The sequence below is a fragment of the Streptomyces sp. NBC_00510 genome, assembly GCA_036013505.1.
Lineage (GTDB): Bacteria > Actinomycetota > Actinomycetes > Streptomycetales > Streptomycetaceae > Actinacidiphila.
Map to the genome: position 1 here is coordinate 5,636,147 of CP107851.1, position 12,429 is coordinate 5,648,575.

Below are 12,429 nucleotides of genomic sequence, written 5' to 3' on the forward strand. Positions count from 1 at the left end.
GCTTTCTTTTTGTGCAGCTCTGACGTGATCGAAGCTACTCGCCAACATCACTGCCCACAGCGGCTATTACCTCCAACGGGTGGCATATTCCAGGAGGTCTTCCGCCTCACGGGGCGCAGGTGTACTCTGCGGGATTCCCGCCGGAGGGTCAGCGTGCGTACTCCTTCGCGGCGTCCGCGATGAACTGCCGACTCTGCTCCGCGCTGAGCGCCTGGGCCCGCAGGTGCTCGTACATCACGCTGTAGCCGTGTACGTCCGTCGGCTTCTCCAGGTACAGGTCGCTCGTGACGCCCTCGATGTAGACGACGCTGGAGTCGGTGGCGTCGGCGAACTCCAGGATCGCGAAGTTGCCGGACATGCCGGGGTGGGCCCCGGCGTCGTACGGCAGGACCTGGACCGTGACGTGCGCCTGGGTGCTCATCTGGGCCAGGTACTCCAACTGTTCGCGCATCACGTCCTTGGTGCCGACGATACGGCGCAGCGCGGACTCGTCCATCACCACCCAGAAGCGCAGCGGCGAGTCCGGGTCGGTGACGCGCTCCTGGCGCCGCAGCCGGATCTCGATCCGCTTCTCGATCTGCTCGGGCGTGGCCTCGGGGAGCGTCCCCTCGATGACGGCCGAGGCGTAGTTGCGGGTCTGCAGCAGCCCCGGCACCACCAGGGAGTCGTAGACGCGCAGGGACTCGGCCTCGGTCTCCAGGCCGATGTAGACGCTGTAGGGGACGTCGCCGAAGGCGTGCCACCAGCCCTGCTGCCGGGACTCGCGCGCCATGTTCATCAGGGAGTCGACGAGGCGGCTGTCCTCGACCCCGTACACGCTGCACAGGTCGCGCACGTCGCGCTGGCTGATGCTCCGGCGCCCGTTCTCCAGCCTGCTGATCTTCGACTGGGAGACCAGCAGCCGGGCGGCGACCTCCTCCGCGGTCATCCCCTTCTGCTCGCGCAGCTTGCGCAGTTCCGAGCCGAGTCGGCGTCGCCTGACGGTGGGATTGACGTTGGCGGCCACGGGATGTGCACCTCCGGATTCCGGACTGGTCCGTGTTCTCTGCAGATATGTACTGCTGGTCAGCAGAGTGCCACTATCGGTCATCCCACCGCTGGGAATTGGTCATATGCTGCGCTCGTCGAAAGAGCGGACAAACGGCAGCGCGCGGGGCGGCGGCCGGCCGGTGCCGGTCGCCGCCCCGCGCGCGGCGGTTGCGGTGGGATCGCGGTCGTCACGGTGTCCGGGCCCTGCCGCCGGACACCCCGGGTCAGCGGACGCCGGCGCGGACCATGCCGTGGCCCGTCGCCCTGGCCGCCGCCGGACGCCCCTGGGCGGGGGCGCGCTTCGGCTGCGCGGCGGCACCGTTCTGCACGTCCATCACGGCGTGCGCGACGAGGCCGCCCATGGGGTCGTACCTGATCAGGTCACGGAGCCGCGATCGGGACGACCGGCCTTCGTTGCCCGGGTACAGGTGCTTGCCGAGCCCCACGGCATGGGCGATCGCGGCGAGTGCGGCGGTCCGCGGGTCCGGTGGCACCCCGGTGCGGATCGCACTGTCCAGCCGGGCCCTGATCTCCCGGCTGACCTCGCTGTCGGTCGCCTGATAGCGCGTGGTCGGCAGCACCCCGCACATCTGCCCCGGCACGGCGTGCACCATGCCGCACCGTTCCAGATGCGTGAGATACGTCTGGCGCAGCCCCAGGCGGGGCCCGCCGATCCAGTGGACGGCGCGCACGGGGCTGCCACGACGGCGCAGCAGTTCGAGCGCGGAGTCCAGGGTCGGATCTCCTGTCGGCCGTGGGTGCACCACGGCGATACGATCCCCGTCAGGGGCTATCCGTCCTGCGAGGGCCAGCTCCACTAGCTGTGCCCCTGCAAGACCGAGGTCGAGCGACTGCGGCTGCGCCGTGGTACCCGTGGCCGGGTCCAAGGCGAGAAGCAGTAGCTCCTCCGGAAGTGTTCTGCGGCTCCTGCCCATCCATGCCTCCCCGCGTGGATGAATGACAGGGTGACGCCTCTCACACCGGCCTGTCGAGAGCGCCTAGCCCGTTCGTGCGGGAACCGACTCATATGTCGTTCTCGTCTAGCACCGAGGGCGGCGGTGGCTCGCGGGGGGCCGTCGGCGTCCCACGGCGGGTCCCACGGCGGCTTCACGGCAGGGGCCTGGAAACTGGTGTAAGGGTGAGCGGGGCGCCGCGGCGGCGCACCGCGCGAAGTGTGGAGGAGGTCCGGTGGCGGGCGAGTCCCCCGGCAGGGCGGAGCAGCAGGAGTTGTCGGGGGAGGCGACCGGAGGCGGGGCGGTGGATCCGAGGCTGTCGGTCTTCCGCGGGGTCGTGGGAGCGCCCCGGGGCGCATCTGAACCGGCCACCGGGGACCCGGAGTTCGCGCCGGAGCCGCCCGAAGCGGAGGGCGTGCCGGAGCCGGATCGGAGTGCTTCGGCTACGCCGGATGACGGAGCGGACGTGGACGGCGATCCGCAGGACGCTACGCCGGACGCGGAGGACGCCCCTCCGGCCGACGGCGCGGGGGACGACGCGGAATCCCGTACCGACGACGCAGTCGCCGAGGAGGCGGGCGCGGAGGAATCCGGTACGGACGGGGACGAGGACGGGGCAGGGGACGAGGCGGAGGCCGAAGCCGGCACCGAGGACGGCCCGCAGGACCGCACCGCGGAGGACGGCACCGAGGACGAGGCCTCCGGGGACGGCGCCGCGGAACCCTCCGCCGGCGGGACGCCCGTGGGGGAGCCCGAGGACGCGGTGGACGCCGTGGACCCCCAGGACGCCGGGGAGCCGGAGGACTCCGAGGAGTCCGCGGACTCCGGCGCCGAGGTGGAGGAACCTTCCGCCGCCGGGGAGACCGGCCGCGGCGAGGAGCCTTCCGCGGGGACGGACGAGCGGACCGGGGCGGACGACGAAGCGGAGTCCGGGGACGACGGCGTCGGCGACGCGGGCGAGGAGACCCCGGACGACTCCACGGAGGACGCTCCCGGGGAGTCCCGGGACGCCACCCCGTCGGACGACCGCGGGGACGACGGCGGTGAGGGCCCCTCACAGGGCCCCGGAGACGTCAAGGGCGGACCCGGGGCGCGCGAGGCGTCCGGGGGCGGACACGACGGCCCCAGGGCCGGGGAGGGCACGCTCACGCTGCGCGCGCCCCGCACCGAGGGCGGCGGCACGCCGGTCAGGGACCGCACCCTGACCCTGCGCGCGCCCTCCGCGTCCGCGCCCGTCAAGGCGCCCTCCCGGCCGAGCGGAACGTTTGTCCCGCTGCGGACCGACGACCGCCCGGCCGTGGTCCCGCAGGCCCCGGCGCCCGTGGAGACCGCGCGGACCACGGAGCCCGGCGGCGGTTCGCGGACGAAGCAGATGCCGCTGCCGCCCGACCCCGACGAGCCGTTGCGGCTGCTGGCGGAACTGACGAACACGCCGCCGCCGCCGCAGACGCCGCTGCGCACGACCGTGCGGCGGATCAAGATCTGGACCCCGCTGGTCCTGCTGCTGATCGTGGCCTTCTGCGTGGCGCAGGCGCTGCGCCCGCTGCCCGAGCCGGAACTGGACCTGACCGCCGAGACCTCGTACACCTTCAGGGGCGACGAACTCGCGCTCCCGTGGCCCAGCGAGGGCCAGGCCGTCGTCGAGGCCGAGGGCCTCGGCCGTATGGGCGAGTTCGGCGAGCAGGTGCCGACGCCGATCGCGAGCGTCGCCAAGGTGATGACGACCTACGTCATCCTGCGCGACCACCCGATCAAGAAGGGCGGCAAGGGCGAGACCGTCGAGGTCGACCAGAAGGCCGAGGACCAGTACCACAGCGGCATGCAGGAGTCGGAGTCCGTCGTCCCCGTCACCGCCGGGCAGAAGCTCAGCGAGTACGAGGCGCTGGAAGCCGTCATGCTGCCCTCGGCCAACAACATCGCCCGCCTGCTGGCCCGTTGGGACGCGGGGTCGGAGGAGGCGTTCGTGAAGAAGATGAACGCCGCCGCCAAGGAACTCGGGATGGACGACACGACGTACACCGACCCGAGCGGCCTGGAGGCGACCACCGTCAGCACCGCGAGCGACCAGGTCAAACTGGGGCATGCGGCGATGCAGGACGAGGTCTTCGCGGAGATCGCCACCAAGATCCAGTACACGGACATCAACGGCGCCGACCAGAAGAACTACAACCAGCTGGCCGGCTACCACGACATCGTCGGCATCAAGACCGGCACCAGCACCAAGGCCGGCGGCAACCTGCTCTTCGCCGCCTACCGCACGATCGGCGGCACCAAGCAGCTGATCGTCGGCGCGATGCTCGACCAGCAGAAGGCGCCGATCATCGACACGGTCCTCAGCCGCAGCCGCACCCTGATCGACGGCACGCGGGACGCGCTCGCCTCGGCCGCGATCATCAAGAAGGGCGACGTCGTCGGCTACGTCGACGACGGCCTCGGCGGCCGTACCCCGGTGGTGGCCGGGAAGGACGTCACCGCGATCGGCTGGACGGGCCTCAAGGTCGACATCTCGGTGGAGACCGGCAAGGGGGGTCTGCCGCACGCGGCGCAGGCAGGTGACCAGGTCGGTGAACTCGTCGTCGGCAAGGGCGACAGCACGATCCGGGTCCCGGTCGTGCTGGAGTCGGCCCTCGTCGAGCCCTCCTTCGGCTCGAAGCTGACCCGGGTCGCCTGACCCGGGTCGGCCCCGCCCGCGGTGCGCGGGCGATCGGGAGGACGGGCCGGCCGGACCACTACACGTGGTCCAGCCGGCCCGCCTTCGCCTCCTCGACCAGCGAGCGGAACTGCTCGGCGCTCATCCGCACCCGCTGCCCGAAGTCGTCGGTCAGCACGACCCGCTGGTCGGCCGGCGCCGTCTCGTCCACGTACAGCGTGGGACAGCCGCAGTCGCAGTTGCCGCAGAACACGGCCACCTGTTCCATCGGTCCACCTCCGCCCGGTCCGCGCCCGGCCGGTCACCGGGCGTCATGAGCGGCATACCCGTGGTGACGGTGTTTCAGGCCGGTGAAGCCGTCGAGGCCGGTGAAGCCGCCTGGGACGCCGAGGCGGCCTGGGCCGACAACTCGCGCTCCAGCGGGGTGCGGAAGCGGGGCGTGACGCGGACGCCGTCCAGCCACCCCCGCAGCCGCGCGGCCTCGGCCTCGATCGCGGCGACGGCCTCGCGGCCCGGGTCGGTGAAGAGCCGGTGGACGACCTCGCCGTCGGCGCGCTGCGCCCAGCCGCCGACGACCTGCCCGTTCCACCACACGGTCGGGCCGATGTTGCCCGAGCGGTCGAAGAGCGCCGCCCGCTCCCGTTCGTCCTGCGGCAGGTACCAGTCGCGCCGCTGCCAGCCCATCGGCGTCGGGTCCAGCGCGGGCAGCAGCGCCGCCCACGGTGGCGTCGGCGGGACCGGGCCGCCGTCGCCCGGCAGCACGTGGCCGGTCTCCCCGTCGAGCAGGACCTCTTCCGTGCCGAGCGCCGCCAGGGCCTTGCGGACCTCGGTCAGCGTCCAGCCCGTCCACCACTTCAGGTCGGCCTCCGTGCCCGGCCCGTACGCGGCCAGCCAGCGGCGCACCAGCTCGACGCGTGCCTGCGGGGTGGGAGGCGCCTGGGCCACCGTGCCCGGGGCCCAGCGGTACTGACTGCTCGTCCAGCCGCCCACCGGCCGTCTGCGGACGATGCGGCCCTCCGCCGCCAGCACCCGCAGGACGCGTGTCGACACCGCCTGGGTGGCCTCGTACGGCTTGCCGCGTGCCACCACGACCTGTTCGCGCAGCCGGGGCACGTCGGAGGCGAGCTGCGCGGCCGTCGCCTCGCCGCGTCCGGTCAGGGCGGCGAGCACGGACTCCTCCAGCTCGGCCAGCCACCGCTCGTCCCAGCCGCCGCCGTCGGCCAGGTGCTTGAGCAGTTTCCGCCGCTCCTGCGCGGCGATCGCCAGGGCCGCCGCGGAGAGCACCACCGGCGCCGAGGCGGTGGTGACCACGAACATCGTCCGCCGCATCGCGAGCAGCCGGGTCAGGCTCCGGTCCTCGTACAGCGCCCGGTCCAGGGCCGCGGCGCCGGGCTCGCGCATCCTGGCCGCGGCCGACACGTAGACCGTCGCCGGGTCCGTGCCGTGCAGCGCCACCAGCGATTCGGTGACCTCCTCGGGGGTCGCGGCCCGCCGTTCCGGCGTCAGCCGGTGCCGCACCGCCATGCGGCGCCGCCGCTCGTCCGCTCCCACCGTCCGTCGTGCGTCCATGGCTCATCGTGGCACGGCCCACCGACAGCGACTCCGGCCATCTGTGACGTACATCACACAATCGGAGCCGGAAGTCGCGTAAGGACAGCGGCCGTCCGCGCTCTCCCGGTGGACCGGAACGCATCCGGAGCGCACCGCCCGCCTGCCGAGGAAGGCCATGCTGACCGACATCGACCACATCGTCAGGGCCCGTCTGCGCACCCCGCGCTCGGGGCCCCGGGGCCGGGAGATCACCGCGACCCTGCGCTACCGCCGCGACGACCCGCTCGCCGCCCGGATCACCTTCCCCGCGGAGGTCTCCCTCGACGGCGCCGAGGTGACCTGGGTCTTCGCCCGCGGGCTGCTCACGACGGGCCTGTACGAGCCCGCCGGGGAGGGCGACGTGCACATCCGGCCGAACGGGCCGGAGCACACCGCGATCGAGTTCCGCACCGACGAGGGCACCGCCCTCGTGGAGGTGCGCACCTCCGGTCTGCGGAGCTTCCTGGCCCGGGTGTACGAGGCCGTGCCGCCCGGGCAGGAACTGCGCCACCTGGACATGGACGCCGTCATCGCCGCCTTGCTGGACGCCGACGGCGAGTGACCGCCCCACGGCCGGCGGCCGCCCCCACGGCCCGGGGGCGGCCCGTGGGGGTCAGCGCGCGAGCGGCTGGAACCCGCGCAGGCGCAGCGAGTTGCCGACCACGAAGACCGAGGAGAAGGCCATCGCGGCGCCCGCGATCATCGGGTTGAGCAGCCCGGCGGCGGCGAGCGGCAGGGCCGCCACGTTGTAGCCGAAGGCCCAGAAGAGGTTGCCCCTGATCGTGCCCAGGGTGCGCCGGGACAGCCGGATGGCGTCCGCGGCCACCCGCAGGTCGCCCCGGACCAGGGTCAGGTCGCTCGCCTCGATGGCGGCGTCCGTGCCCGTGCCCATGGCGAGTCCGAGGTCGGCGCGGGCCAGCGCGGCGGCGTCGTTGATCCCGTCGCCGACCATGGCGACGGACCTGCCCTCCCGCTGGAGCCGGGCCACGACGGCGACCTTGTCCTCCGGCATGACGTCCGCGATCACATCGGCGGCGTCGATGCCGACCTCGGCGGCGACGGCCCGGGCCACCGCCTCGTGGTCGCCGGTGAGCAGCACCGGGGTGAGGCCCAGTCCGCGCAGCATGCGGACGGCGTCGGCGCTGGTCGGCTTCACGGCGTCGGCGACGACGAGCACGGCGCGGGCCCGGCCGTCCCAGGCGGCCGTGACCACCGTGCTGCCGCGGGCCTCGGCCTCCGCCTTCGCGCGGGCGAGCCCCGCCGGGAGCGGCTCGGGCAGTTCCTGGCGGCCCACCGTGACCTCGTGGCCGTCGACGGTGCCCTGGACGCCGAGTCCGGGGAGCGCGCGGAAGTCCGTGACGCCGGGCAGCGGGCCGGTGCGCTCTTCCGCCGCCCGGGCGACCGCGCGGGCGATGGGGTGCTCGGCGGCGTGCTCCAGGGCGCCGGCCAGGCGCAGCACCGCGTCTTCCCGCTCGCCCTCGGCCAGGTGGACGCCGGCCAGCGTCATGGCGCCGGTGGTGACCGTGCCGGTCTTGTCCAGCACGATGGTGTCGACCCGCCGGGTGGTCTCCAGGACCTCGGGCCCCTTGATGAGGATGCCGAGCTGCGCGCCCCGTCCGGTGCCGACCATCAGCGCCGTGGGCGTGGCCAGTCCGAGCGCGCACGGGCAGGCGATGATCAGCACGGCGACGGCCGCGGTGAAGGCGGCGGTCGGGCCCGAGCCGTTGCCGAGCCAGAAGCCGAGGGTCGCGAGCGCGAGCCCGATGACGACGGGGACGAACACCGCGGAGATCCGGTCGGCGAGGCGCTGCGCCGCCGCCTTGCCGTTCTGGGCGTCCTCCACCAGGCGGGCCATACGGGCCAGTTGGGTGTCGGCGCCGACCCGGGTGGCCTCCACGACCAGCCGGCCGCCCGCGTTCACCGTGGCTCCGGTGACGGCCCGGCCCGGCCCCACCTCGACCGGTACGGACTCGCCGGTGAGCATCGAGGCGTCGACCGCCGAGGTGCCCTCCCGTACGACGCCGTCGGTGGCCACCTTCTCGCCCGGCCGCACCACGAACAGGTCGCCGACGGCCAGTTCGGCCGTGGGGACGCGTACCTCGCGCCCGCCGCGCAGCACGCCGACGTCCTTGGCGCCCAGTTCCATCAGGGCGCGCAGCGCGGCGCCCGCCCGGCGCTTGGAACGGGCCTCGAAGTAGCGCCCGGCCAGGATGAAGGCGGTGACGCCGGAGGCGACCTCCAGGTACAGGTTGGCGGAGCCGTGCCCCTGGGCGACGGTCAGCTCGAAGGGGTGCGTCAGGCCCGGCACGCCCGCGTCGCCGAAGAAGAGCGCCCACACCGACCAGCCGAAGGAGGCCAGCGTGCCCATGGAGATCAGCGTGTCCATGGTGGTGGCGCCGTGCCGCAGGTTGGTCCACGCCGCACGGTGGAAGGGCCATGCCGCGTACGCCACGACCGGCGCGGCCAGGGTGAGCGACAGCCACTGCCAGTTGCGGAACTGCAGGGCCGGGACCATGGTCATCGCGATGACGGGCACGGCGAGCACGACGGCGGTCAGCAGCCGCTGCCGCAGCGCCGTGAGCTCGCCGGGCGCGGACTCCGGCTCCTCCCGCGACGCGTCGGTGACCGGCGGGGCGGGGACCGCGGCGGTGTAACCGGTGGCCTCGACGATGGCGATCACGTCGCCGACGCCGATCCCGTCCCCGAACGCCACCTTGGCCTTCTCGGTGGCGTAGTTGACGGTGGCCGTGACGCCGTCCATCCGGTTGAGCTTCTTCTCGATCCGGGCCGCGCACGAGGCGCAGGTCATCCCGCCGATCGCGAGTTCGAGCTCGGTGACGCCCGCAGGGGCGGCCTGCGCGGCGATCCGCGGGGTGGCCTGCTGCTGATCCGGGAGGGTCATGCCGGCCCGACCAGTTCGTAGCCCGCCTCGTCGACGGCCGCGCGGACGGCCTCCTCCTCCAGGGGCGCGTCGGAGTCGATGGTGAGCAGGCCGGTCTTGGCGTCCACCGTGATGCCGGTCACACCGGGGAGGGTCGAGACCTCCTTGCTGACCGCGGACTCGCAGTGACCGCAGCTCATCCCGGAGACGCTGTAGCTGACAGACATGGGTTCTCCTCGTGCGTTCTGTGCGTGTTCCGGTGTACGGCGTCGGGCACCGTGCCGTCCACCCACCACCAAACTATACCCCCTAGGGGTATCGGGGAAGGGGAGGGTGGGGGAGTGGGGGGTGGTGTGGCGCGGGGTTCCGCCTTCTCGCGGGCGCACGCCACGATGCCGTCCATGACAACTCGGCCCGCGCCGCCGCGCCTTGACCCGCTCGGCCGTGACCGGCACGGGGAGAACGCGGCCCTGCGCGCCCTCGGCCCGGTCGCGCGCGTCGAGCGTCGAGGACATCCCGGTCGGGGACACCGTCATCCCCCGGGAGCGACGCCTTCCTCGCCTCCTACGCCGCGGCCGGACGCGATCCGGAGCGGCACGGCCCCGACGCCGGCCGCTTCGACGTCACCCGCCCCGCCGGCCGCCACCTCGCCTTCGGGTACGGGCCGCACCACTGCCTGGGCACCGCGCCGGTCCGCCTGGAGGCGGAGATCGCGCTGCCCGCGCTGTCTTCACGGTTCCCGGGCCTGCGGGCCGCCACCGCGCCCGGAGAGCTGGAGCCGCTGCGGTCGATGGTGGGCAACGGCGTGCAGGTCTTCCCCGTCACGGCGTGAGGCCGGGCCCCGGGGCGCCTGCCCGCTCAGGACCAGAAGCGGTTGGCGGCGTCGAGGTCGCCCACGCACTCGTCCAGGTCCGTGATCCGGTCGCCGACGATCCGGAACACGATGCCGCCCGGCTGGTCGAGGTATCCGCCCCCGCGCTCGGCCGTGAGGTGGTGGAGGGACATCGCGTGGCCCCGGCCGTCGACGAGCACCTGCCGCAACTGGACCCGCATGCTGCCGTCGGTCTCCTCGGCGAGCCTGCGGTAGTAGCCGATGATCTCGTCCCGGCCCTTGTAGTGACCGGCGAGCGGATGGTCGCCGGGCGAGTGGTGGGCCGCGTCCCCGGCCAGCAGCCGGGCCAGCGCGTCCATGTCGCCCCGGGTCAGCGCCGCGTACACCTTGTGGACCAGCATGGCGTGCGGGTGTCCCGCCATGGCCATCGCCGCCTTTCCCTGCCGTCCGTCCACCGACCGACACCAGCCACCCTGGCACCGGTCCCCGGCGGGCGCACCCGCTGCGGCCGTGACGGATCGTCGGCCGGGCCGCCGGCTCCGCCCGGCAGGTCTGTATGGCCCTCGCACTGGCCATCGGATGGGGATTCGATAGCTCGCACGATCGAATCACGTGTATGGGGATGGATCAGCGATGGAATCACGCGTAGGGTCGGAGCCGTCCGTCGCCGAGGAGGCCCCATGTCCGTCGACCGCACCCGCCTGAAGGAACTGCTCGCCCGGGAGACCGCCGAGGCCGCCGCCCGCAACCCGAAGTCACGGGCCGCGTACGAGGCGGCCGACCACCTCTTCGGCCGGGTGCCGATGACCTGGATGAACAAGAACGCGGGAGCCTTCCCCCGCTACCTCGCCGGTGCCCGCGGCGCCCGTGTGACCGACATCGACGGCCACGAGTACGTCGACTTCTGCCTCGGCGACACCGGCGCCATGGCCGGGCACTCCCCGGAGCCCGTCGCCGCGGCGATCGAGAGCCGCTACCGCGAGCAGGGCGGCGCCACGGCGATGCTGCCCACCGAGGACGCCGAGTGGGTCGGCGCCGAACTGGCCCGCCGCTTCGGGCTGCCCCGCTGGTCGTACTCGCTGACGGCCACCGACGCCAACCGCTGGGCGATCCGGCTCGCCCGGGCCGTCACCGGACGGCAGAAGATCCTCTTCAACAGCTACTGCTACCACGGCAGCGTCGACGAGTCCCTGATCGTCACCGGCCCCGGCGGCCGCGGCGGGGCGAGCCGCCCCGGCAACGTCGGAGCGCCCTGCGACGTCACGCTGACCAGCCGCGTCGCGGAGTTCAACGACCTGGAGGGCCTGGAACGGGAGCTCGCCCACGGGGACGTGGCCGCCGTCCTGATGGAGCCCGCCCTCACCAACATCGGGATCGTGCTGCCCGAGCCCGGCTACCTGGAGGGCGTCCGCGAGATCACCCGTCGGCACGGCGTCCTGCTGATCAACGACGAGACCCACACCTTCTCCGCGGGGCCGGGCGGCGCCACCGCCGCCTGGAACCTCGACCCCGACATCCTGACCATCGGCAAGGCCATCGCCGGCGGCGTACCGGCCGGTGCCTACGGCCTCTCCGCCGACCTCGCCGACCGTCTCCTGTCCCGCGGCGACCTCGACCTGGTCGACATGGGCGGCGTCGGCGGCACCCTCGCAGGCAACGCCCTGTCCGTCGCCGCCATGCGCGCCACCCTCGAACACGTCCTCACCGACGAGGCCTTCACCGGCATGTCCGCCCTCGCCGCCCGCTTCGAGCGGGGCGTCGCCGACGCCGTCGCCGCGCACGGCCTGCCCTGGTCCGTCAGCCGCCTCGGCGCCCGTACGGAATACCGCTTCGCCGCGCCCGCGCCGCGCGACGGTACCGAGTCGGCGGCCGTCTCCGACCCTGATCTGGAGGACTTCCTGCACCTGTGGCTGGCCAACCGCGGCATCCTCATGACGCCGTTCCACAACATGGCCCTGATGTGCCCGGCCACCACCGAGGCCGACGTCGACACCCACACCGCCCTCTTCGCCGGTGCGCTGGCCGAACTGGCAGGCTGAACCACGTGGACGACATCGACCGCGCCATCCTCCGCGAACTCCAGACCGACGGCCGCATCCCCTACGCGGACCTCGGCCCGAAGGTCGGGCTCTCCCCTTCCGCCGCCCGCCAGCGACTGCAGCGGCTCATCGACGGCAAGGTCGTGCAGGTCGTGGGCGTCACCGACCCCATGGCCATGGGCGGGCAGGCGATGGCGCTGCTCGGCGTCCGCGTGGACGGCGACCCGCGTGCGGTCGCGGACACGCTCGCCGCCCGGGACGAGGTCGTCTACGCGGTCCTCACCGCCGGGCCCTACGCCCTCTTCGCCGAGGTCGTCTGCCCGGGCCCGTCCGACCTGCTGGACTTCGTCAACGACGTCGTCAGGGCCGTCGAAGGAGTCGCGGGGGTGGACACCTTCCCGTACTTCGGCATCCACACCCACCGCTTCCTGTGGGACGTGGGCTGACCCGCGGGC

11 protein-coding genes are annotated in these 12,429 nt (G+C 73.4%); 4 read left to right on the forward strand and 7 right to left on the reverse strand.

Annotation, left to right across the window (positions count from 1 at the left end):
• Positions 1–148 precede the first annotated feature (148 nt).
• Positions 149–1,006 carry a helix-turn-helix transcriptional regulator gene (locus OG937_25480; GenBank protein ID WUD74807.1) on the reverse strand — a complete coding sequence of 286 codons (858 nt, stop codon included), beginning with the start codon at positions 1,004–1,006 and terminating at the stop codon, positions 149–151.
• A 247-nt stretch (positions 1,007–1,253) separates the two neighbouring features.
• Entirely contained in the window at positions 1,254–1,964 is a 711-nt protein-coding gene (locus OG937_25485) for a GPP34 family phosphoprotein (GenBank protein WUD74808.1), read from the reverse strand.
• Positions 1,965–2,448: 484 nt separating this feature from the next.
• On the opposite strand from OG937_25485, the gene OG937_25490 reads away from it, so the two are divergent.
• Positions 2,449–4,653: a D-alanyl-D-alanine carboxypeptidase gene (locus OG937_25490; GenBank protein ID WUD74809.1), complete on the forward strand. Its 2,205-nt coding sequence runs from the start codon at positions 2,449–2,451 to the stop codon at positions 4,651–4,653.
• A 58-nt stretch (positions 4,654–4,711) separates the two neighbouring features.
• Here the strand turns inward: OG937_25490 and OG937_25495 are convergent, their stop codons facing one another.
• Entirely contained in the window at positions 4,712–4,900 is a 189-nt protein-coding gene (locus OG937_25495) for a hypothetical protein (GenBank protein ID WUD74810.1), read from the reverse strand.
• A 74-nt stretch (positions 4,901–4,974) separates the two neighbouring features.
• Positions 4,975–6,201 (reverse strand): winged helix DNA-binding domain-containing protein, encoded by a 1,227-nt coding sequence (locus OG937_25500; protein ID WUD74811.1) that lies wholly within the window; start codon positions 6,199–6,201, stop codon positions 4,975–4,977.
• Between the two features lie 157 nt (positions 6,202–6,358).
• Here OG937_25500 and OG937_25505 point away from each other — a divergent pair, with 157 nt between their 5' ends.
• A complete protein-coding gene (locus OG937_25505) occupies positions 6,359–6,784 on the forward strand; it encodes an SsgA family sporulation/cell division regulator (protein ID WUD74812.1) in 426 nt (141 codons plus the stop codon).
• A 51-nt stretch (positions 6,785–6,835) separates the two neighbouring features.
• Here the strand turns inward: OG937_25505 and OG937_25510 are convergent, their stop codons facing one another.
• The 3 genes from OG937_25510 to OG937_25520 all read right to left on the reverse strand — a co-directional run bounded on the left by OG937_25510 (position 6,836) and on the right by OG937_25520 (position 10,357).
• Entirely contained in the window at positions 6,836–9,124 is a 2,289-nt protein-coding gene (locus OG937_25510; protein ID WUD74813.1) for a heavy metal translocating P-type ATPase, read from the reverse strand.
• Entirely contained in the window at positions 9,121–9,330 is a 210-nt protein-coding gene (locus tag OG937_25515; protein ID WUD74814.1) for a heavy-metal-associated domain-containing protein, read from the reverse strand. Before OG937_25515 ends, OG937_25510 begins: the two co-directional genes overlap by 4 nt.
• Positions 9,331–9,961: 631 nt before the next feature.
• On the reverse strand, positions 9,962–10,357 hold the full coding sequence (locus tag OG937_25520) for a nuclear transport factor 2 family protein (protein ID WUD78879.1): 396 nt from the start codon (positions 10,355–10,357) through the stop codon (positions 9,962–9,964).
• A gap of 258 nt (positions 10,358–10,615) precedes the next feature.
• Between OG937_25520 and OG937_25525 the strand changes: the two genes are divergently transcribed.
• The gene (locus OG937_25525; GenBank protein ID WUD74815.1) at positions 10,616–11,974 is read left to right on the forward strand and encodes a transaminase; all 1,359 of its coding nucleotides are present in this window, start codon (positions 10,616–10,618) and stop codon (positions 11,972–11,974) included.
• Positions 11,975–11,979: 5 nt separating this feature from the next.
• Positions 11,980–12,420 carry an Lrp/AsnC family transcriptional regulator gene (locus tag OG937_25530; protein ID WUD74816.1) on the forward strand — a complete coding sequence of 147 codons (441 nt, stop codon included), beginning with the start codon at positions 11,980–11,982 and terminating at the stop codon, positions 12,418–12,420.
• Positions 12,421–12,429 lie beyond the last annotated feature (9 nt).